The 19,190-nt window shown below is 55.1% G+C and carries 25 protein-coding genes; 3 read left to right on the top strand and 22 right to left on the bottom strand.

Features of this window, described 5'->3' with window-relative positions:
• Positions 1 to 13: 13 nt before the first annotated feature.
• From FLP30_RS09090 to FLP30_RS09060, 8 genes are all read right to left on the bottom strand, one after another.
• A complete protein-coding gene (locus FLP30_RS09090; RefSeq protein ID WP_149279545.1) occupies positions 14 to 322 on the bottom strand; it encodes a hypothetical protein in 309 nt (102 codons plus the stop codon).
• A 94-nt stretch (positions 323 to 416) separates the two neighbouring features.
• Positions 417 to 1,667 (bottom strand): hypothetical protein, encoded by a 1,251-nt coding sequence (locus FLP30_RS09085; RefSeq protein ID WP_149279544.1) that lies wholly within the window; start codon positions 1,665 to 1,667, stop codon positions 417 to 419.
• Positions 1,667 to 2,755, bottom strand: a complete 1,089-nt coding sequence (locus FLP30_RS09080) for a hypothetical protein (RefSeq protein ID WP_149279543.1) — start codon at positions 2,753 to 2,755, stop codon at positions 1,667 to 1,669. The genes FLP30_RS09085 and FLP30_RS09080 overlap by 1 nt, the downstream gene beginning before the upstream one ends.
• Entirely contained in the window at positions 2,752 to 3,357 is a 606-nt protein-coding gene (locus FLP30_RS09075) for a DUF2612 domain-containing protein (RefSeq protein ID WP_149279542.1), read from the bottom strand. The genes FLP30_RS09080 and FLP30_RS09075 overlap by 4 nt, the downstream gene beginning before the upstream one ends.
• Before the next feature lies 1 nt (position 3,358).
• Positions 3,359 to 4,576, bottom strand: coding sequence for a baseplate J/gp47 family protein (locus tag FLP30_RS09070; RefSeq protein WP_149279541.1), 1,218 nt, complete (start codon positions 4,574 to 4,576; stop codon positions 3,359 to 3,361).
• Positions 4,563 to 4,916, bottom strand: coding sequence for a WS/DGAT domain-containing protein (locus tag FLP30_RS09065; RefSeq protein ID WP_149279540.1), 354 nt, complete (start codon positions 4,914 to 4,916; stop codon positions 4,563 to 4,565). Before FLP30_RS09065 ends, FLP30_RS09070 begins: the two co-directional genes overlap by 14 nt.
• Positions 4,917 to 5,026: 110 nt before the next feature.
• Positions 5,027 to 5,194, bottom strand: coding sequence for a hypothetical protein (locus tag FLP30_RS14100; RefSeq protein WP_168200079.1), 168 nt, complete (start codon positions 5,192 to 5,194; stop codon positions 5,027 to 5,029).
• Between the two features lie 44 nt (positions 5,195 to 5,238).
• On the bottom strand, positions 5,239 to 6,051 hold the full coding sequence (locus tag FLP30_RS09060; protein WP_168200078.1) for a KilA-N domain-containing protein: 813 nt from the start codon (positions 6,049 to 6,051) through the stop codon (positions 5,239 to 5,241).
• 279 nt (positions 6,052 to 6,330) lie between these two features.
• Between FLP30_RS09060 and FLP30_RS09055 the strand changes: the two genes are divergently transcribed.
• The 3 genes from FLP30_RS09055 to FLP30_RS09045 all read left to right on the top strand — a co-directional run bounded on the left by FLP30_RS09055 (position 6,331) and on the right by FLP30_RS09045 (position 8,861).
• Positions 6,331 to 6,639 (top strand): hypothetical protein, encoded by a 309-nt coding sequence (locus FLP30_RS09055; protein WP_149279538.1) that lies wholly within the window; start codon positions 6,331 to 6,333, stop codon positions 6,637 to 6,639.
• A 26-nt stretch (positions 6,640 to 6,665) separates the two neighbouring features.
• Positions 6,666 to 8,297, top strand: coding sequence for a restriction endonuclease (locus FLP30_RS09050; RefSeq protein ID WP_149279537.1), 1,632 nt, complete (start codon positions 6,666 to 6,668; stop codon positions 8,295 to 8,297).
• Between the two features lie 153 nt (positions 8,298 to 8,450).
• A complete protein-coding gene (locus tag FLP30_RS09045; RefSeq protein ID WP_149279536.1) occupies positions 8,451 to 8,861 on the top strand; it encodes a DUF6232 family protein in 411 nt (136 codons plus the stop codon).
• A gap of 125 nt (positions 8,862 to 8,986) precedes the next feature.
• Here the strand turns inward: FLP30_RS09045 and FLP30_RS09040 are convergent, their stop codons facing one another.
• The 14 genes from FLP30_RS09040 to FLP30_RS08975 all read right to left on the bottom strand — a co-directional run bounded on the left by FLP30_RS09040 (position 8,987) and on the right by FLP30_RS08975 (position 19,187).
• Positions 8,987 to 9,637: a Gp138 family membrane-puncturing spike protein gene (locus FLP30_RS09040; protein WP_246856483.1), complete on the bottom strand. Its 651-nt coding sequence runs from the start codon at positions 9,635 to 9,637 to the stop codon at positions 8,987 to 8,989.
• Entirely contained in the window at positions 9,627 to 10,574 is a 948-nt protein-coding gene (locus tag FLP30_RS09035) for a baseplate hub protein (RefSeq protein ID WP_246856482.1), read from the bottom strand. The genes FLP30_RS09040 and FLP30_RS09035 overlap by 11 nt, the downstream gene beginning before the upstream one ends.
• The gene (locus FLP30_RS09030) at positions 10,571 to 10,876 is read right to left on the bottom strand and encodes a phage baseplate plug family protein (RefSeq protein ID WP_149279535.1); all 306 of its coding nucleotides are present in this window, start codon (positions 10,874 to 10,876) and stop codon (positions 10,571 to 10,573) included. The genes FLP30_RS09035 and FLP30_RS09030 overlap by 4 nt, the downstream gene beginning before the upstream one ends.
• Position 10,877: 1 nt before the next feature.
• On the bottom strand, positions 10,878 to 11,654 hold the full coding sequence (locus FLP30_RS09025; protein ID WP_149279534.1) for a hypothetical protein: 777 nt from the start codon (positions 11,652 to 11,654) through the stop codon (positions 10,878 to 10,880).
• Positions 11,655 to 11,665: 11 nt separating this feature from the next.
• Positions 11,666 to 13,498, bottom strand: a complete 1,833-nt coding sequence (locus tag FLP30_RS09020; protein WP_149279533.1) for a phage tail tape measure protein — start codon at positions 13,496 to 13,498, stop codon at positions 11,666 to 11,668.
• A gap of 360 nt (positions 13,499 to 13,858) precedes the next feature.
• Positions 13,859 to 14,203, bottom strand: a complete 345-nt coding sequence (locus tag FLP30_RS09015; RefSeq protein ID WP_149279532.1) for a hypothetical protein — start codon at positions 14,201 to 14,203, stop codon at positions 13,859 to 13,861.
• Between the two features lie 131 nt (positions 14,204 to 14,334).
• A complete protein-coding gene (locus FLP30_RS09010) occupies positions 14,335 to 14,811 on the bottom strand; it encodes a hypothetical protein (RefSeq protein ID WP_149279531.1) in 477 nt (158 codons plus the stop codon).
• A 2-nt stretch (positions 14,812 to 14,813) separates the two neighbouring features.
• The gene (locus FLP30_RS09005; RefSeq protein ID WP_149279530.1) at positions 14,814 to 15,251 is read right to left on the bottom strand and encodes a phage tail fiber protein; all 438 of its coding nucleotides are present in this window, start codon (positions 15,249 to 15,251) and stop codon (positions 14,814 to 14,816) included.
• Between the two features lies 1 nt (position 15,252).
• The gene (locus tag FLP30_RS09000; protein WP_149279529.1) at positions 15,253 to 16,908 is read right to left on the bottom strand and encodes a DUF3383 family protein; all 1,656 of its coding nucleotides are present in this window, start codon (positions 16,906 to 16,908) and stop codon (positions 15,253 to 15,255) included.
• A gap of 3 nt (positions 16,909 to 16,911) precedes the next feature.
• Positions 16,912 to 17,466, bottom strand: coding sequence for a phage neck terminator protein (locus FLP30_RS08995; protein ID WP_149279528.1), 555 nt, complete (start codon positions 17,464 to 17,466; stop codon positions 16,912 to 16,914).
• A complete protein-coding gene (locus FLP30_RS08990; RefSeq protein WP_149279527.1) occupies positions 17,421 to 17,804 on the bottom strand; it encodes a hypothetical protein in 384 nt (127 codons plus the stop codon). Before FLP30_RS08990 ends, FLP30_RS08995 begins: the two co-directional genes overlap by 46 nt.
• Positions 17,801 to 18,337 carry an HK97-gp10 family putative phage morphogenesis protein gene (locus FLP30_RS08985; protein WP_149279526.1) on the bottom strand — a complete coding sequence of 179 codons (537 nt, stop codon included), beginning with the start codon at positions 18,335 to 18,337 and terminating at the stop codon, positions 17,801 to 17,803. The genes FLP30_RS08990 and FLP30_RS08985 overlap by 4 nt, the downstream gene beginning before the upstream one ends.
• Entirely contained in the window at positions 18,328 to 18,765 is a 438-nt protein-coding gene (locus FLP30_RS08980; RefSeq protein ID WP_149279525.1) for a DUF4054 domain-containing protein, read from the bottom strand. The genes FLP30_RS08985 and FLP30_RS08980 overlap by 10 nt, the downstream gene beginning before the upstream one ends.
• Positions 18,765 to 19,187 carry a hypothetical protein gene (locus FLP30_RS08975; RefSeq protein WP_149279524.1) on the bottom strand — a complete coding sequence of 141 codons (423 nt, stop codon included), beginning with the start codon at positions 19,185 to 19,187 and terminating at the stop codon, positions 18,765 to 18,767. Before FLP30_RS08975 ends, FLP30_RS08980 begins: the two co-directional genes overlap by 1 nt.
• Between the last annotated feature and the right edge of the window lie 3 nt (positions 19,188 to 19,190).

Raw genomic sequence — 19,190 nt, 5'->3', positions numbered from 1 at the left:
GAATGTCGTTAAGTCAGCCACCTACCGGGGAGGCATCTACCAGCGGGTCGGCGGTGGTGGCGTCATTCACCCGGGCCAGAATGGCTGTGTAAGCCTGTGCCTGCGTCACGGTGCTAATATCCGTCACGCCCAGATCCGTGGCACTGAACTGGAAGCACCGCGTCACCAGTGGGTTGCCAGTGGCGGCATAAGCCTCGGACACAAACCCGCCGAGATAGACATTCAGCGCCTGTGCGGGCAGCAGCACGGCCTGAATGGAAATAATGGACCAGTACGCCACGACGGTGCCATTACCGAGCGTGACAGTTTTTGAAAAAGCCATTGTTCTGAAAACTCTCTATAAAAAAAGGGAGGCCGAAGCCTCCCCTGTTATTTCTGCTCATCACCCGGCCATGCCGGACGTCACCCCGCCGGGGTTACTGCAAGGTGGCTGTTTTCCATGCCCCTGCCACACAGACATGAAAGCCCGTGCCACTCACCTCCATCTGCCCGGCCGTGCAGGCCCCCGCTGGGGCTGCGGCCACAACGGGCACAGTCATTTTGGTGGTAACGCTGACAGAGGGTGCCTGCAGCGGAGTTGTGGCCACAACGGCACCGTTGCCCTTGGCCGAAAGCACAAGGTTGATGTCGGAGGCAGACCCGGCGGAAAACAGCGTTGTCGCCCCCGTCACATTGTTGCTGACATTGAGGAAGGCATACCCCCCTGCCCCACCATAGCCGATGTTGTTGCTGGGGCTCTGCGCACCGAGAATGACGGTTGACCCATCCGATGTCAGGCCATTGTACAGGTTGCCCGTGCCCTTGTTGTGAAAGTTCAGTGCATGGGTGGAATCCATCACAATGGCTGAGCCTGTAATGGTGGCATAGGATAGATCGAGACCGATCCCGTGATTACCTATGATGTGGAGAGATTCCGTCGCATCGCCAACGTCTATGAAGCTGTTGTCAATCGCTGCGCCGCCCATAATACCAATTCCGTTGTGCGCGACATGGCTATTCCCGGTTGCTGCCCAGGTACCGCCTCCGACAATGTCCAACCCGAAGGAAATTGGATAGGCCGTCAAGCCAGTGATCTCCGCACCAACAATGGATTTCGTGCCGGACACTGACGGATCTCTGTCAGAGGATGCATTCTCCATGTCTATTTCGATGCCGTGACCCGTGGCCTGAAACCCCGGGCCCGCATAAAACATCTGATTTTCCGCCCAGCATGACGATGACCCCGCCAGGCACTGAGCCCCCACAAACAGGTTGATACGGTCCGCCTCCCCACCCCATATGGGATCGGTCACACCATAGCCCGTGGAGCTGGTGGTCTGGATAACATGCGGCCAGATGGACGTTGAGCCATCCACCGCTGTCTCATTGGCATACAGCGTGGACTGGACAGTGCGGTTGCCAATACCCACCGGGTGGGCGGTAATGTTGTTGCTACCTTGGGACGAAAACGCTTTCAGGCTGGAAATGACCGGGGCGGACAGAATCTGGTTGGCGGATGTCCCATTGGCCGTATCCACCTTGGTGCCCAAGGCCGCCGCCACAGCGGTCGAGCGGATCATATCCGCCGGGTTTCCGGTTGCCTGGTAGGACTTCCAGGCCGGAGCCGTCTGAGCATATGACAACGACGGCAGACACAGAATAAAGCCCAAGAGAGAAATGCTACGCATCAAGCAGCACCTTCCGCAGAGAAATAAAATTCCACAGCATTCTGCCCCTGCCCAAATATCCCGATTGTGAAACCTGTAGCAGTAACATTGGAAACGTAATGATCGGCATCGCTATTCCCGGCAACAGTGGCTTGTACCGTGATGTTTGATGCCGACGAAAAAGAGCGCGGGAATGAAACGGTTCCTCCATTGGAAACCGAAGCGTAGAACGACTGCCTCAGCACACTACCAACTTGCGTCCACGTTCCACGATCAATCAAACCACCAGATGGAAGATCCGTTTTCAGTGCATAGTTCTGCTGCACATACTCCGTTGCCGCGTAATTATCTTTGACCCACTGGGTCAGGGCATAATCCCCTTTGGGCTGGGCATAACTGCTGATCTGGGTGGCCACGTTGTACTGGGACGGAAACAGGATGTTGCCCCACGTGGTCTGCGCCTGCAGATAGGCCACGGTCGTGTCCCCGGCGGGAGCATTTTTAAGCTGCACGTTGCTGATAGGGTAATTACCCCCAGCCCCCGTGCCGCCAACATACTGGGCAAGCGCTGCGCGGGGGGCAAACCATTCATCCACCCAGTAAGTATCAGCAACATTATTGCCGGTATTCTGGCCGGGAACATCCTGTGGTGTAGGCACAGTCACAGGCCCAGCAAATGCAGCACCAGAAAGCGGCGCGAGCCCATTAAACAACGACTGCCATGTTGCCCCGTCTGCCCCTGGAACGGAAACATTCGCATCGGTCATGGAGACCCAGAACGTGCCCGCTATAGCCCCAGACACAATTGCACCAGCCGGGTACCCACCGATTGACTGTGCAAAAGTTGCATTAAATGGCCCCAGAAAACCCGCCTGGAGAATTTGAATTGCCCCTGACAGCACATTCAGCAATCCGTTCATATCGCTGCCATAGGGAGGGATACCGCCAGCAGCCCGTGCAACAAATGTTTCAGGAGGGAAGCCAAGCGCAATCGAGGCTCGGCCATCTCCCGATGCAGACTGGCTGGCGGGAATTGCCTCCACATCGCCACTTGCCGCATTTTCAGCAATCAATGTTCCAAAAAGCTTTCTATCGTTATCGCTTTTCACGATATATCCCCCCCGAAATCATTTTTCAGGACTGCTGCATCTATAATCTGATATTCGACCCCAACCCCTGAAGGTCGCGGCAAAACACCAGAATTCTGAATGATGGAAATCTGCACATCTGTCGGCAGAAAATTAAAAATATACGTCATGCTCATGTCGTTATTATCGCGGACATAGGCCGTTCCTTGGCCCGAAAAGAGCGTGGCCAGGATTTTGTTTATTGAAACAATCGAGCCGTCCGAAATATTGGCTAACGCTTTGGCGTATATTAACTGCCTGAACCCTTCATCCGTCAGGCGGAAATTGCCGCTGGCGTCACTTCCACCATACCAGGGTGCCTGATTAAACCCTTCCTCCGTCAGATCGCTCGCTTCCCGCCAGCCTAGATACGCCCCCGGAGTAATGGTCAACACGCGGGATACCCCCACAATCCTCCCCCAGACATCCAGCCCGTAGCCTTGTGCGGTTTGAACATTCCAAACAAGGCGATACCATCTGTCGATAGTGCTGGCGGGATCGAGCGCCTGCCGCCAGGCATCAAGGATTGTGCATAACGCACTGCTATTGGCGTATTGGGAGAGTATGGTCGGCTGAATATCCATCTCACACCTTGATCAAGCTGATCGAGGACGCATCCAACGTAGGTATCTGGTTAATATCGAGTGTTGCCACAAACCCTGTAGGCGCCTCTGAGGTGCCAATGGTTATTTCTACAAGCTGCACCCAGTTCCCCAGCGCTGCAACGGCTGCATAAAACTGGCTGGCATAGACAGTGGTGCCAATCTGGCTCCCGACCATTCCAGAAAATACAGACAGAATAGCCGACTGCACTTCTGTTTCTGCTGTAGATGGCATCTGTGAGTTTTGCGAAAGAGTGACCGAGAGATAAAGCGCCGTATCAACTGCCCTGGTAAAGGCAACCGTATATTTGGGAGAGAGAAGCGCATCGCTATTGGGATCTGTGATGGTGACTGAAGTTGTGCCGGTGTAGCCGCAACCTGGCGGCTTCTTGCTGATAATGGCCTGGGCTATCGCGTCGTCAGCACCGCCGTTCACGCACACATACAGACTATGCGGTGCAAGGGTCACACCCCCCTGTAGCTGATCCTGAGCCGTGCTATTATCGACCACATAGCAATCAGTCACACCCGGCACCGCCATGACCGCGCCTTTTATGGCATTATTCACGCCTACAGCATTGGCCTCCACTGTTGCGGCACGCCTCTGCTCAAACGCTACGCGGCCCTCCTCTGCCTGCCCGACCACACCTGCTGTCGGGTTGGAAACAGATGTCAGGCCAGTAACTGACTGATACAGAGACAGGCTGTTAGCCGGACAGGCAATGGCACCCAGCGTCGTGCAGGAGAAAGACCCTGCCCCCGTGCCAGTCGCGTTGATGGAAATGGTGCCATCTGCCGCATAATAATACCCGGACCCGTCCTGGATAAGCGTGCCTTCTGGCACCACTGTGCCTGCTGCCCCGCTGCAAACGACTGTAACCACGGTAGAAGTCGCGCCTTTACGGGTCATGAAATAGAGATAGCCTATGGCATCCTGCATGCGCCCAAAGGCTCGCGCAGGATCAACCCCATTAAGGAGCGCCAGTTCCTGATCAAGTTGATCTCCGATAATGGCCGTTAAGGTCATGGCAAGCTGGCCCTGCGGCGTTGACAGGCCGGTATTCATATTGCCGCCCAGGGCTGCATTCATATCCGCCAGCGCGCCGGTCAGGATATCGCTCTCAGACGGTGCAACAAACCCGGCATCGGTAAAGCTGGGTGCCGGGACTGAGGTTGTGCCGTAACTGTTAGAACCCGACATCAGAAGTCTCGCCACTCGTCGTTGTAAAAAGGACTGCTCCACGCAACTGCCGGTCATACGACATGCCGCCTACAATGCAGCGGGCCTCTGCAACACCTGGGACGGCAGTTGCAATGTCTTGCACCTGGGACTGAAAAACACTCAGGGACTGGTTTTTGCCGAGCACATTGGACAGATACGGTAGCCCCTGCTCTGTGTCGTAATAGCACTCGCCCTGGAACACACGGACAGCGGATGCAATATCCTGCCCAACGGCATATGCCCCCGATGCAATGGCGATATTTCCTTTGCTGTCTAAAAGGAAATCCCATGTGGTGCGGTCAAGCAGAAGTGTGTTCATGGAGGAGCCAACAAAAAAGCCGCCCCGGCTAGGGAGCGGCTTACAAAATTCTGGTAGAGTAGAAAAAACCTACTCTAAAAGGGTACCCACATACAAGGGCATTGTTTGATCTACGCTATTGCATTGCCCTCCCGCTCCAGATCATTCCAAAGCTGCATCGTGGCATAGACGCATTTCTGGAGAAGCCCGCGGCGGTGTTCCGCGCATTCCGCCTGGCCATCCAGAATGAAAGCGCCAACGCCACCCGCCATAGCCTCACGCAGCTCCGCCTCACTCATCCGCTCACCAGCGTTGCCACCCCCGAAAGGGTGGCTGGCCGTAATCAGGCTGTCTGCACTGGCGTGGGGGCAAAAGGGCGCAGGAACTCCACAACAGACGGCCTCCACTTTAGCTGCTGCTGAGACCCCTTGCCACCACGGCGCGTTGTGTCGAACATTCTCCCGTAAGGCAGACCTTTCTCCGTCATTGTCCAATCGCTGCCGGAAGACGTGCCCGGTGTATGCGATTGCAGGTTCTCGTTCTGGAGAATCTGGTTGACCATGCGGCCGGTAAGGCCGAGTTCACGGCCAAGCTCCGTGGGCGTCTGGTAATTGTCCTGCGTGTGGGCAGGAAGCGCCGCGTAACCCATAATCTCAAGCGGGTTGATACCACTCAGGCTATAGGCCCCACGCGCCGCCATAAGCGCTTTCTGGTTGTCGTCCACGTTGGGCAACAGGGCAACTACGTTCATGCACCGAGCAAAGGCTGCATCAAAGGCTGGCTTGCGGATGCGTTTACCTCTTGAGGCAGCATTGGGGATTTGTCCCGTCACCAGCGCGTCAAACGCCCGGATAACCTTCAAATGAAATGCTGGGCTGATCCACATTGCGTAGGCGTAGACCAGTTCCTTGACGGCGTAGGTTCCACGGCTGTCATTAGGACCAGTTTTCACCGTGCTTTTAGGGTCTGGGGTAATTCCCCCAGACCTTAATTCCGAGATCAAGTCCTCAGTTTGGGAGTTCTTGGACCACTCATTTGGCCCCTTACCTGCAGGAGACCCCGCTGCTTTGAAGCAGTCATTGAGAAAATACCTTCCCTCAGCATCCCGGCGGATAGTGGTGGAAAGAATGGTCAGGCTTGTGTTATTATTCATCATAGCTGTTTTCCTATTCAGCATGAGAGGCGCCAGACTGCTTTCCTAGGGCAAAGTCTGACGCCTTTTCTTTTTCCATTTCCTGCCTCAGCAAGAAGATCACATGCGCTCCCCGGCTACGTTGGGCCAAGGATGCTGCTTTATCGAGCCATCCTCTGACATCAGCCGGCATGGGAATTTTGAAGTGAGTGTTGTGTTTCATAGCCTCCCCTAAGTCTCTGGGCATTATATAGCCAAATCATGGCCATTTTCGTCAAGGAATAAAATGATCATTATGTGGCCATGACATACGAATCGCCCGACTCTCTTTTTAAGCTCCGACTCACTGGTCCTCTAAGAAGACGCCTTGAAGAGGAGGCGGCAAAACGTGGGATCACATTAACTGCAGAAATTTTGCGCCGTATTGATGAGACTTTTTCTGACACGACTGAACGTCTACATAGTATTGAGAAAATTGTTTTTGACGGAGATCAAGGCAATGAAGCTCTATGGAAACATTACGAAATACTGCATGAAGAAATTTCAAGAATAAAGAAATATTTCCATAGAATAGAAGAAATAGTTGGCATTCAAAGATATAATGAGAATTAGAAAAACCACTTTATTATGAGGTCGCTATGGGCAGGAAAAGAAAGCCTTTTTGGCTAAGAGACTACAAAAAAGCCTCTTATAATAGGCGGTATTATTATAAAAAGAAAATACAAGACAAATTAACATCAATCGGTGTTATTGTGGTCGGCAGTGCTCTTCTCTTTGGTTGGCTGTTCCCTAATCACAAGGCCTCAACCAGTCAGGCTGCCAGCACCGTCCCTTTGCAAGATACTCAATCAGAGATGGCCGCTTTTCCTCACAGCGAGCGTTACAAGCCTGACTTTAATTGCTCTGTCGACCACTCGAAAGATAGTATCGCTACAATGCTTTGCAATAATAGTGAAGCAGCTAAACACGAACTGATATTCGATCAGGCTTATTATGCTTTGCGACAAACCGTTGGTAAAAGCGGCTGGAAAGCATTGAAGCAGGAAGTTGTCAACGATAGTACCTTACTCACTGATTGTCTTATTCCGTCCACGAGCTCTGCTGACCCCGCCTGCTACATAGCTCACATGGACGCTCTGACTGACAAGTATAAATCACGCTTAACTGGGACATCTTTGCAGGAAGCTAATCGTCCCATAGATCAGCATATTACTCTTCAGGAAGATTTGATCAATCTGGGCTTTCTAAAAAATACCACACAAGTAGATGGCGTTTATGGCGAAGCGACACGTACAGCCATTGTAAAATGGCAAAAATCTAATGGAGATGAAACCGCTGATGGTTTTCTTTCCGATAGTGATGCTGAAAAACTATCATCACAATCCACAAATATTCAAAATTCTCAATCCATCCCACAAAGCACTTCCTTAGAAAAATCCTCTTTACAATACACATCAAATCCAGATATCCAGACCCCCAACAATCAATCAGAATCTAATTTTCTCTACTACATGATTATTTTTTCTATATTTATTGGTGCACTATATGTAGTCGCAAAAATTCTGCAGGCAAAAGCCTATCAAGCTACGTGGGAGGCCATATCAAAAGAAATATTTTCAAAAAAACTAAATTTACAAATAGCTAGATCACAAAAAATCACAACAGACCAATATGGAACATTACAAACTGATGCATGGTCAAAAGAAATAAATTACTTTATGAAAACACGTATTGATGGAATTATTAATTCTGGCATCAATAATGAGAAGCTTCGTAAAAAACTTAGCTCTAGTGCAATAAGCCTTATTATTGATCTTGCTGCAGATCCGCTTCCTGTTAATGCAGGAACTTACTCATATATCAGCAATCCGGCTGTATATGATGCCCGAATGAGCCCTTTCGACTATGAACAGCACTGCGCGTTGATTCTGCGTGACGCTGGATGGGACGCGCACACTACCCAAAAGAGTGGCGACCAAGGAGCCGACGTTATTGCACAAAAAGGGAATATCCGCATTGTCGTTCAATGCAAGCTATACTCTGGAACTGTTGGAAATGATGCGGTGCAGCAGGCATTCTCTGCTCAAAATTTTCAGGGAGCCAACGGTGCTATTGTTGCAACCAATTCAACATTTTCCCAATCTGCAAGGCAGATAGCAGCTACAACTGGAGTTATACTTATACACCACTCTCAACTCCCAACTGCGGCCGAAGAAATTTACGCTAGAGTAAACAATCATTCTACCTCATATCCCGACGTCACAACTTGAAGAAAAGGCTGTATCTTACGCTAGGTTATAGGGTTCCAAAAAAGCATCTTTTCCTCTCCATATAATGAATTATAACGCAATAATATTGCGAACATCACAAAAGTCAGTGTCGCATTTTTATACTACATTGACCAAAAACAAACGGAGGCCAATTTGCGCGAAGAATACTTTTACAAAGAGGGACAAATTTCTGTCACTAAAACCTTGATCCGACATTGGGACACATCGTTTGCAGTCGCAAACATTGATAGTGTTTCAATCGGAAAGCAAAACACACAACTCTACGGGATTGGCGCTATCATTCTTTTGACATTCGCAGTCATCGCTTCAATAGCAATGGTCACTACCAAAAAAATTCCTCATCTTGGTGTCCCCGCTATATTTTGCGTTATTGCAGCCGCACTCATAATCGGAGCGACACTCGCTTACTTGGCTATCAAGCCCAAATTTTACCTACATTTCCGCTCCAGCGGGGGCAGTAGCAAAACAATTGAAACACGTGATTACGCCAAAATTGGGCCTTTGAAATTTGCGATAGAACAGGCGATTATCTCACGCGGCTAATGTCTATAAATTACCCAATACCGCTATCATTTTTAGAATCTTAAACGGACTATATTAATTTCTTTTTTCGGCAGAACGATTGTGGGAAATTAATTTAGGTATAGCTTCAACTTACTCCCCTTCCATCACCCCAGCGGCCCTCCCGTTGACCCGCTCCCGGCCTGCACGCCCGAGTGCTTGTGGCTCTCAAGGCTGATGCTGCCCGCCTTCACGTCACCGGTGGCCGTCACGGCCCCGGTCACGTTCACCGGGCAGTTAATGTCGCACTCGGCGGCATCCACCACAAACTTGCCTGCCGTTTTCACATGCACGTCAGCCCCCACCCAGCCGATGTATTCCGCCGGGGCAGCATTCAGCAGACCGCCCACATATATGGCATCGGCATAGTCATGCTGGCGAAAAGAGCCTGGCGCAGACGGGCCCCGATTAACCTTCACGCCAGATATGTCGCGACCGGATACAATAATGTACCCGACATCACCCACAGCCGGGTCACATAGAATTGCCCGCGTTCCACCCTGTAGGCGGATGTAGGGCACGTTGTGGATGGTCCCGCGTGGCGTGGTACGCCCTGCCCCGTCCTGCTGGTGGACCAGCAGTTGCACGTCCACAAACCCAACAGGATTTAGCCCCACGCCGTTTACCGCGGTAACACGCACCGGCATGTCGGCACCCATCATCGTCATAATACGGCGTATCGCTGCATTCATGGCGGCAAAGTCGCTGCCACTGTCGCTGGGCTTCTGGGTGCCTGTATATGCGGGGCTAACTACCAAAGGAGGCTATCCTTCCTGCATTCTCAGGCCGCGCGGCCTCAAAATAGGTTGTCCACTGCCCGCCGGGGGTCTCGGATTGCAGATCGTGCTGCACGCGCTGGACAATCCACAGTCCATTTGACGGCATGTAGATGTTCTGACTGCTGAGGTGGTTCATCTGGCCATACGCATTCACCCAGGCAGCCGGGGAATACTGGCTATCGAGCTTGATGGTGGTGCGAAAACCAATGGCGCTGGTGAACAGAGTGCGGAGCTGAACGCCATACTGGCTATATGCCGGGTAGCCCATCATACCCGTATCGGCTGACACCTCAACCGCCCCGCTGCCGTCCGGTCCTATGGTTTCTGGCCAGATGGTGAGCGTATCCATGGCAATACAGTAGGAAATCCGGGTTGCACTCGCCACAGCCTGTATCTGCTGCGCAGCTGGGCCTTCATAGTAAACACCCCCGCTCAGGGTAGCTTTGACGCCATTGTTCCTGAACGTCAGGCCGACTTTATCGGCAATGGCCTGTAAGATCGTAACCGCGCTCACATCCCCCTTGAACGATGTGGGAGATATCGGCATGGCGTTAGGCATGGCCATGCTTTGCGCGCTGACCTGAAAAGCAATATTCGGAGGCCCGTTATAATCCGTGAACGCCTCCACAACCGCGCCGGAGAAAACCCCCTGCCATGCGCCAGAGCCGCCGCTCCTGGCTTCCACCAGTACGGAATTCATGCTCTGGGCAATAATGGTGGCCTGCAGGGTAGACAGGGCGTTCATGTCTGAGAGCTTCATACCCTCGATACGGAGCGCGCACATAACGCCCGTCTCGAGCCCGGCCGCCACAATCTGGCAGGAAACCCTGTGCCCACTGAGGGAAATACTGCTGCCCGTCGATGGCAGACCGAACGTGACCCGCAGTTCCCGCTTGATAAAACTGCCATCGCTCATACCGCACCTTCCAGATAATACAGGACCCATCGGTCATTCAGGCCGGAGTATTGCGGGTCTTCGCTGCCCTGCGTGTCCACAAACGCCATATCACCCGGGAAGCCACGGTATGCATCGCGCACGATCCATGTGCAGTTCTGGCACAACACACCAGCCAGCATGAGTGTGCCGTCTAAATAGACATCCATGTACAGGCCGGTACTGCGCTGTTTGATGTCCAACTGCACAGCATATCCGGACAGAGGCACCTGAACTGTCTGATTGGCTACGGCATTGAGCGGAATTGTGACCAGATCGGTCATATCAGTTTATCGTCCATTTATCGGCCAGAAGCACAGGCTTATTCGCAACAGCGCCATTGGTGGTAATGTGACTGACGGGCACATCTGATGATTGCGCCTGCACATTCCCACTGTTCTGCTGCGTTGCCCCGGCGGCTGTTTTTGTGCTGTCGTCTGATGCCCGGCTGACCCGCGCCGTCAACCTGACTTCCTGCAGCATAATCTGCGCCCACAGGAGCGTAATGCCCCGGTCTGATGCCCGGCGGATTGCATATCCGACTACATTCATCTTTGAGTAGCTGCCTTCCGGCGTGGTGACTGCATACAAGTTAAGATCAGACACCAACCCATCGAGCTGCGTAAGAAACTCTGCCCGCACCTGGCCCTCAGACGAAAGGCCGGTGATCCCTGTAGCGGAAAGCAGGTTACTGATGGCTCCATAGTTGCCGTAGCTCATGGCGGTACCATCGCACAGCATTTCAAGCATGATCTGCCCCGGCAGTTTTACTTTGTTGTAGGACATGAACGCACCGTTTTCCTGCGGCGCATCCGTAATTTGCGCGGCGGTGCGGGCGTCTATGGCGCGCACACGCCCCGAGGTCAGAACCGGCTTGTTGTTCTTGTCGAACAGGCCCCACTGCTTATCCACCTGCTTGATCAGCGTACTTTGCAGCAGGGTATCCAGTTCGACTGACGCCACGGCCTCTGCATCGGAAATAACCGTGGACCAGAGCTTGGGCACGCCCGCACCAGGAATGACATTGGCTGTGACCGGCTGGGCCACCGTTTGCATGACCATGCTTTTTCTCCCTACTGCGTTGCGAGATTAGTCTGCCGCCCCCGAAAATTCAGGGCCTGCAACTGCTGGCCAACCTCGTTTGCAATGTCGCGCGCGTTCCCGCTGGGTGCATTGATGGTGATGTGCGCTGTTTGCGTTGACGTGCTGGTGTTGGAGGTTGGCTGCGGGGGCTTAGCCTGTGCGGTTGCCAAGGCTGCATGAGACGCTTCTAGATTCCTGTGGATGAGGTCAGAATAGGCCGTTCCATACGTGTTGTTTGCATCGTGCCCAGCTACCCCAGTTTTCAGCCATTTTGCCGCTGCTGTTGCCCCCTGATTATGGGCATATCCCAATATCTCGAGCTTCCGCTCCGGCGCAGCATTGCGGAACTCATCAGAATAGGCATTCAGATACGCCTCATTATTCTTGGTATGGGCCTGAAAAATCTTCTCCTGCAATTCTGGGTTTGCCAGGAACTCTGGCAGCGTAGGCGTAGCTATGCCAAGGCGCTTGGAGGCGTCAGAAATGGCATCCATGCCCATCTGATACTTGCCCGCATATTTATGCCCGGCCCCACCCATCTGACCGTAACTGGCATGTTCGATCTGCGCCACGCTGGCAGCGAACACATCAAAGTCACTGCCTTTGGTTGTGCTTGGGGCAAAGGCGAGCTTGCGGGGAATCGTATCGTCCTTTGCGAGAGAAGGCTCGCCGCCCTTCGCCAGCGCATATGTTGCCCAGGCGGCAATGACTGGCGCTCCCAAAGATAGACCCGATGCTGCCGCAAGAAGTCTGGCGTTACCCAGAACTGTGAGGAACTTAGATCCCATCCATAGGGCGAAAAGGTACTCCAGCGCCTTTCCCCATCCACCTACGGCCTTCGCCGCGCTATTGGCCCCAGAGGCGAATGAGATAATCCCAGCGCTTACAGCCTTCCAGTCGATCTGGCGCAGGGCATCAAGAATGGTCCGCAGGTTTTCGCCAACTGCTTTCCAGTCAGCGTTCTTAATGGCCTCGCCAATCTTCTTTGCGTAAATGTCAATATCCTGCCTGATCCAGTCTTGGTTTTTGTCGATCAGTTGCGACACCCACTGCATCAGGTCATGTACTTCCGGCGTCAGGCTTGTCATGATGGTGCGGCCGAACGCCTCGGACTGCGCGGTGAGTTTAGTCCAATCCATCATCAACTGGCCGGACGCCTTAACGTCTGCCTCCGTTGGAGCATACTGCCTCAGCGCCCGGTAGAGGCTGGCTATCTTGTCCGGCCCCTGCTCCAGCATGTTGATGAAGCCTTGGCTAAACCCAGCCTGAGACCCAAGCGCTGCAAACTGCTGGGGGCCTAGTCGCTGAGCCGCGCGCGCCAGATCGGGCAGAAGCTCGCTCATGTCGCGCATCTGCCCGTTGGCCCCAGCCAGCCCAACGCCCATTTGCCCGAACACGCGGCCAAGGTTCTGGCGTCCGTCGATGGTCTGGAACTGCGAGACGAGCGACTGCATGGATCCGGACACATCGGACGCCGTGCCTCCGAACGCCTTGGCTACAGTCTGCCATGCACCGAGCGACTGAGCCGACACGCCAAGATTGCGAGCCATATTGCCCAGAGCAACATTGCTGCTTGTTGTGTCGGAAACGAACGCCTTGAGCGTCTTGCCTGCCGTCAGCACAGCAAAGAAGGACAGAGCCTCGCGTGAGAGCTTTCGGATAGCATCTGCGCCCTGCTGCGCGCCACGGTCGATCCCTGCGCCCATATGGGCTGCGGCGGCACGGGCCTTACCCATTGCCCCCTCAGCATCGGCGCTCCCCTTCTTCACCCCCTTGGGGTCGAGGCCGAGGGTGATAACGAGGGCGTCGATTACTGTAGCCATGCGTATAGCTTTCGGGAGATATGATTCGGTTGATAGGTGGGGTACTGGCAGGCTGGGAAGGAAGGAGAATCCCGAATGTCAGTAATTATGGTCACTTACGATCTGCATAAGCCGGGCGATAAAGGATATGACGCTCTTTACGACTATCTCCGCGCCTATGATTGCAGGCATCCCGTGGAATCAGTGTGGTTTTTGGATACAAAGAAAGACCCAAGCGCAATTCGGGATGAGATAGTGAAAGTGCTTCCATACCCAACGCATGACCGGCTGATCGTCATACGTCAGAAGAAGAAGGGGTGGGCGACTTACGACACCCCCAGACTGACTGAATGGTTCAAGGATCCTAAGAGGACATGGGATCTATAGATCATCCCCGTCACATGCCTTTCCCCCATGCGCGCGTCCATAATCCTCCGTTAATGGGGGAGACGTAAAAGACTCAAGTGCGCGCTTGAGGGCAACCTCTAACTTCCGGTCGAACTCATCCGCAGTGATGCCGCAGGCAACAGCGAGATTGTCCGCGCGCCCTGCGTGAGCAACCTCGGATGTCTCGCTGATGCAAAAAGGCAATTTTCCTACGATAGCGTTTCCGAAATCACGCAGGCGGCTCGCAAGCGCATTAATCATATCCGCGATGTTCTCAGGAGACCCCTCGGAGAATGAAAGAGTAACCGTCAGGGGAGAGGTTTGCACTGCATCAGTCATGTTTCATCACCTATTAAACCGCTTCACAACGGCAATTTCCAGCAAGTCCTCAAAGTCCTCGCTGTCGTAAATGGTCTGGAGGTCGTGGAGGGACGCAAGCCCCTCCATAACTACCAGGGCGTGGCGTTCATCTACGTTGCAGACGCGGGCGCAGGGGCGTTGCTTTCCATCCCCAGCATGAGCGTGATGAGGGAGAACAACTGGCCTACGCCCCTGAAAAAATCCACATGCAGCCTGAATGCCTCCGTCTGGAGCCAGCCGATGGTGGGGATTTCCTCGATCTGGGTCTGGGCCATCTGCCAGTTTAGCAGGATAGCGGGGTTTCCGGGGTCGGGCTGCATCTGCACGCACTGCATGAGCCGGTCGATAAGACCGTCCATGCGCTCGGGCGACATAGAGGCGAAAATGCCGATGCCCGCCGCCGCAACACCAGCCAGTCCGGCGCCCGGCTCCATGCCGGGGATAGCTGCGCCGCTGGCTGCCGCCGCCTGTAGGCAATGCCGCCCCCATTTGTCCGCCTCGACCGCGCTCATGCGGGTAATGACGAACCGCTTTCCCTTGTCCGCCCCCTCGTGGGGGCATGTCACGGTAATTTCCATCAAGGCCATGATCAGATACCCGCTGGGGTTACGGACTGCCAGCGAATGGCGAATGTCCGGGTTTCCAGAACGCGCCCGGCGGCCGGAAGCACGCTAGCCGCCCGCAGGAGGCCGTTGACCATCGTGTATTTGCGCCCGGTGCTGGTCAGGGTGATTTCCCCGCCCAGACGGTACAGGGATCGCGCCGTTGTCTGTGCAGACATGATGGCCTCAAACACAGCAATGCTGGAACTGGCCGGGGAAAGCGATACGGTCTGGTCAACCGGGTTCGGCACATAGCCCGCGTTCAGGTATCCGTCGATGGACATGGCCGTTTCAGCCATCTCCAGTTCGGGAGCATCCCACGCGCGGTCGGCTGCATAGTTCTCCAGCCGAACCGGCGCGTTGAACAGCGATGTGACCGTAATCACGAAAATGCTGTTGGCAGCGGTAATATCAAGGTCAGCCATGTTACTGCACCTCCACGCTATTCAGTTGGATGGACTGCACGCTCTCCCCATCGGCATACCAGAGCCGGGCGGGAGGCGTTGTGCGTGCAACCCGGTACGAGGCGGCGGCGGTAGAGACATTGGGCTGGAAATACCACCCACGGTTGACCACATTATCGGCGGCCGTCGTCACTCCAGCGGCGTTGTTGATCTGCTGCTTTTGCAGCGTCGTCAGGGCCACGCCTGCCTGAATGGCTCCAAAGGCCAGAGCCTCGGTAATGGTGTCCTGCACAGCAGCATTTACCAGCGTGTCACCCTCGGTGTTGTAGGGGATGTTGCCGGTATTCAGCAGCAGGTTAACGAGGTCGCTGGTCAGGTTGGCATTGAGCCATATCTGATTAACGAAGCTGTCAGCCCACAGGAACTTGCCCGAAACCTGCCCCGGCCGCATGAACTGGAACGTATCAGCCCCGCCCGCATACGAGCCGTAGAACGAATAGCCGTTGGCAATCAGGTTTGCCGCAGTGGTGCCATCCGTTACAGCCGGAGTGATCAGCCCAGACGCATCCTGCACAAAGGCAAGCGTCTGCCGCCCATCGGTCGTACCGAAGGACAGAGAGGCCATCCAGCCCAAAGCCAAAGCGCAGGACAGGGGTGACGTATCATAAATGGCCGTCACGCCGGAAATGGACTGAGCGCCCAACCACACGCCAAAAGCCGTATCGCTGCCGCTGGTTGCCGCGCCGCTGTCACTGTCCATCAGGGGCGCGAAAATCTGCCCATTCTGCTGGCTCACCCACTGTGCTGCTGCCTGCTTGTCGGCAACGGATAGTTCAGCGTCGAAGGCCAGGCCATTCCAGCCACCGTTGGCGCTACGCAGGGCCGAAAGCTGGGCTGCCATATCCTCTGACGCTGCCGCTGTGATCGTAACAGCGGGAGCGGACGTGTAGCCTGATCCGCCGGCCGTCACGGTAATGGCTGTCACCGCGCCGCCTGACACTGTTGCGCTAGCCTCTGCACCAGTTCCGCCACCACCCGTCAGGGTGACGGTCGGTGCAGTGGTGTATCCAGCCCCACCCGCATTGACCGTGATGGAGGATACAGCCCCGCTGGATACAGTTGCCGCCGTGGATGTAGTCGTAACCGTCAGCCCCGTTCCGCTCCCATTGGTAGTGGTTGCCAGACCGGTTCCCGCCGGGTCATCAGACTGGGCTGTGGCACTTTGCAGCGTCAGGGCTGTGACTGCACCATCTGTGCCGACAGTGGAGATCGTGGCCTTGCCGCCGGAAAAACTCGCTGTATCGCCAACGGCATACCCCGTTCCAGCCGCGTCAACAGCCACAGTGGCAACGGTATGTTCTGTCACGGTACCGAGGCTTGCCGTAGCGGTTGCGCCACTCGCAGACGCGGCAATGGCCCCGACATACAGCGTGCCTGGCGTCATGACGGCCGTGCTGTAGCCAGAGAAATAGACCTTGGCCATCTGGTAGAGCATGGATGTGTCGCCAAAGGCCGTGCCCACGGCATCAGCCGAGGCGAAGGACTGAACAGCGCCAGCCGCCAGCGCGGCGGATGCGGTTGTGGCAATCAGGCCAGACAGATTGTTCAGGCCGTTGCCTGCCGCGAGAACGCCCGGCGTAACCTGAACGATCTGGGAAATGGGGATATGACCCGCCATGGTCTACTCCGGGTAGGTGGTTTGCACCTCGGTCAGAATGACCGGGATGGATGTTGCGAATTCTTGCGGTAGGCGGACGGTCAGCGTGACCTGCATGGTGAGGTCAACAGTCCACAGGTCATCATACTGGCGCTCGCCAGTCGTGAATCCGATCTGACGCGTGGTGGATGTGGTCAGGGGCGCTATCGGAACGCCGGACGCCCTGAAAAAATCAACGGCCTGCATGTCGCGCCACAAGGCCGTGACAAGCTGCATCTGATTGCTGGAGGCTGGGCCGAACAGGTTGACCTGCATTGTCACCTGCACCTGCTCGGTAACGGTGCGCGTGGTCTCGCCGTCATACGTCCAGCCGTTTGTGGCTATGCGCTCACGGCCAATGATAACCATGACCGCAAAGGGGTCTCGGGGCGCGGCGTTGCGGTTCTGCTGGCCTTGGACAATGCCCATTCCTGCGGGCAAAATGCTCTGGAGCCATTGTCCCACACCCTTGTAAATATCGCTCTCGGTGGGTGTTATGACGTAGTAGGCATCTGCCGCGTTACCAGAACCTTCGACCATTCGCCGTCGCCCCATTCCTCCAACTGCTGCGTAACCAGCCAGTCAGAGCCGTAAAATGTGAGAATGTCGCCGCCGATCTGGAGCGGCCTGTTCAGCGCCCGAACGGCCCCGCGCACATAGACCGAGCGCATATCAGCCTGCTGGTTGATGTTCTCGACCTGCTGCAAGTCCTGAGAACTGACGGCCTGCACCTCAATTTCTACCGTTGCCGTGGTGTATTGGGGGGTTACGGAAAAGTCGTCGTTCGTGACACTTCCCGTACTGCCCTTTATCGTGCCGGTTATGTGCGGATTGATGGGCGCGCAAAGGTTTCCGGCCGCACCGAATATGTCGATCATTCCGGGCCGTCCTTTACGTCATAGGCCGCTGAATTGAGCATGACCCCAGACCAGACAAGCGGCTTTCCAGCTGGCGCAGTTGCGCCGTCCTTTAGGTCTCTCACCGCCTGCAAAAAATCATCCTTGGTGTAATCGCCCATGGGGAAGCGATCCTTCAGGATATTGGTCAGCATGGCATTCTCAGGCTCGCTGAAGGATACGATCTCTTCCTTCACCTGATCGGTGATCTTTTCGCCGCATAGAGCCAAGGCCTGATCAACATTGTAGCCAGTGGCCTTGAGCGCTGCCTCCATGAGCTTACCCCACTCGCCCTTATTATGAGCGATGGCATTGCGCATAAACGGCCGTGGCGGGGCAGTTTTCGTCCCGAACTCATCCCAGAAAGCCACCTGCGCAACGGGCGTTCCATCGGGATACGTTGCATCCTCAAGAAAACCAGAACGCAAATGCGCCCCCTGCCCTAGCTTCTCCTGCAACTGCTTGAGAGCGTTTGCGAGGCCAACGCCACCAACAGACTTGATCTTTACGGCCATATGCGAGGTCTTTGCGGAAAGCCTGGAACGTACCTGGCCTGCCGCAGATAGCGGGTGGCGGCCCAGAACGATGCGCCGAATTGGGTCTGGTTAAACCATGCGGCACGCTCCTGCTGGCTACCCATATCGGTGCTGACAGAAACGCTGCCACGGGTCGCGGAAGCCACGCGCCCGACCAGCCCCCCAGTGCCGCCCTGAGACTGCGGCAGGTAAAGGGTCGCCAGATGGGCCACCAGCAGGCCAAGCAGCAATGCGCGCTTTGCCAGGTCGCGCACCGGGCTGCATGCCGTGTTGCTCAGGTAGAGCGTGGCTTCGTCAAAGTATGACTGCGCCAGCGTTGCATCCACATTCTGGGCAAGCGCCGGATACCGGACCGACCACGCCGTGTAGTCGAACGTGACAACGCCGGCCGTGGTCGTGCAGGCCATCAGAAGTCCTCTTTGGCGAAGGGGGTAACGCCGGGCATCTTGTCTTTGTCCAGACCCTCAAGCCCGGTGCGTTCCTCCCGCAGTTCTGACAGGCGGGAGACGGCATCGGCCTCTTTGGGCATGGCGAAGATCAGGCCCTTCTTGAGCGGCATGAACTCAGCGTTCTGCTTTGTCCATGCCTCCCAGAAGTCAGCGGCCACTTCCGTGCGGCCACCCATGCCCAGCATGATGTTGTCCCGCTTGTGGAAGCGCGGGTCGTGTCTCGCGCCACTCAGGCGCACGCTGCCCTTAACGGCAGGAAGTGCGCCCGGCTTGGACGGGTTCTGCAATGCACCTTCGTCGTACAGTTCCAGCACAAGGCCGGAAGGCATACGACAAATAACGGTCACGGTTGCGCCGTTTCTGGAAGGAGTTGCTGTCATTGG

Origin of the sequence: Acetobacter vaccinii, assembly GCF_008365315.1 — a bacterium.
Lineage (GTDB): Bacteria > Pseudomonadota > Alphaproteobacteria > Acetobacterales > Acetobacteraceae > Acetobacter > Acetobacter vaccinii.
Note: the sequence above shows the minus strand (reverse complement) of the source record. Positions and strands in the feature narration are given on the sequence as shown.

Bases quoted from the DNA above. Each gene is read 5' to 3' on its own strand.
- FLP30_RS09090 (WP_149279545.1), bottom strand. From the start codon at position 322: ATGGCTTTTTCAAAAACTGTCACGCTCGGTAATGGCACCGTCGTGGCG.
- FLP30_RS09085 (WP_149279544.1), bottom strand. From the start codon at position 1,667: ATGCGTAGCATTTCTCTCTTGGGCTTTATTCTGTGTCTGCCGTCGTTG.
- FLP30_RS09075 (WP_149279542.1), bottom strand. From the start codon at position 3,357: ATGGATATTCAGCCGACCATACTCTCCCAATACGCCAATAGCAGTGCG.
- FLP30_RS09070 (WP_149279541.1), bottom strand. From the start codon at position 4,576: ATGTCGGGTTCTAACAGTTACGGCACAACCTCAGTCCCGGCACCCAGC.
- FLP30_RS09065 (WP_149279540.1), bottom strand. From the start codon at position 4,916: ATGAACACACTTCTGCTTGACCGCACCACATGGGATTTCCTTTTAGAC.
- FLP30_RS14100 (WP_168200079.1), bottom strand. From the start codon at position 5,194: ATGAGTGAGGCGGAGCTGCGTGAGGCTATGGCGGGTGGCGTTGGCGCT.
- FLP30_RS09060 (WP_168200078.1), bottom strand. From the start codon at position 6,051: ATGATGAATAATAACACAAGCCTGACCATTCTTTCCACCACTATCCGC.
- FLP30_RS09055 (WP_149279538.1), top strand. From the start codon at position 6,331: ATGACATACGAATCGCCCGACTCTCTTTTTAAGCTCCGACTCACTGGT.
- FLP30_RS09050 (WP_149279537.1), top strand. From the start codon at position 6,666: ATGGGCAGGAAAAGAAAGCCTTTTTGGCTAAGAGACTACAAAAAAGCC.
- FLP30_RS09035 (WP_246856482.1), bottom strand. From the start codon at position 10,574: ATGAGCGATGGCAGTTTTATCAAGCGGGAACTGCGGGTCACGTTCGGT.
- FLP30_RS09030 (WP_149279535.1), bottom strand. From the start codon at position 10,876: ATGACCGATCTGGTCACAATTCCGCTCAATGCCGTAGCCAATCAGACA.
- FLP30_RS09025 (WP_149279534.1), bottom strand. From the start codon at position 11,654: ATGGTCATGCAAACGGTGGCCCAGCCGGTCACAGCCAATGTCATTCCT.
- FLP30_RS09020 (WP_149279533.1), bottom strand. From the start codon at position 13,498: ATGGCTACAGTAATCGACGCCCTCGTTATCACCCTCGGCCTCGACCCC.
- FLP30_RS09015 (WP_149279532.1), bottom strand. From the start codon at position 14,203: ATGACTGATGCAGTGCAAACCTCTCCCCTGACGGTTACTCTTTCATTC.
- FLP30_RS09010 (WP_149279531.1), bottom strand. From the start codon at position 14,811: ATGGCCTTGATGGAAATTACCGTGACATGCCCCCACGAGGGGGCGGAC.
- FLP30_RS09005 (WP_149279530.1), bottom strand. From the start codon at position 15,251: ATGGCTGACCTTGATATTACCGCTGCCAACAGCATTTTCGTGATTACG.
- FLP30_RS09000 (WP_149279529.1), bottom strand. From the start codon at position 16,908: ATGGCGGGTCATATCCCCATTTCCCAGATCGTTCAGGTTACGCCGGGC.
- FLP30_RS08995 (WP_149279528.1), bottom strand. From the start codon at position 17,466: ATGGTCGAAGGTTCTGGTAACGCGGCAGATGCCTACTACGTCATAACA.
- FLP30_RS08990 (WP_149279527.1), bottom strand. From the start codon at position 17,804: ATGATCGACATATTCGGTGCGGCCGGAAACCTTTGCGCGCCCATCAAT.
- FLP30_RS08985 (WP_149279526.1), bottom strand. From the start codon at position 18,337: ATGGCCGTAAAGATCAAGTCTGTTGGTGGCGTTGGCCTCGCAAACGCT.
- FLP30_RS08980 (WP_149279525.1), bottom strand. From the start codon at position 18,765: ATGGCCTGCACGACCACGGCCGGCGTTGTCACGTTCGACTACACGGCG.
- FLP30_RS08975 (WP_149279524.1), bottom strand. From the start codon at position 19,187: ATGACAGCAACTCCTTCCAGAAACGGCGCAACCGTGACCGTTATTTGT.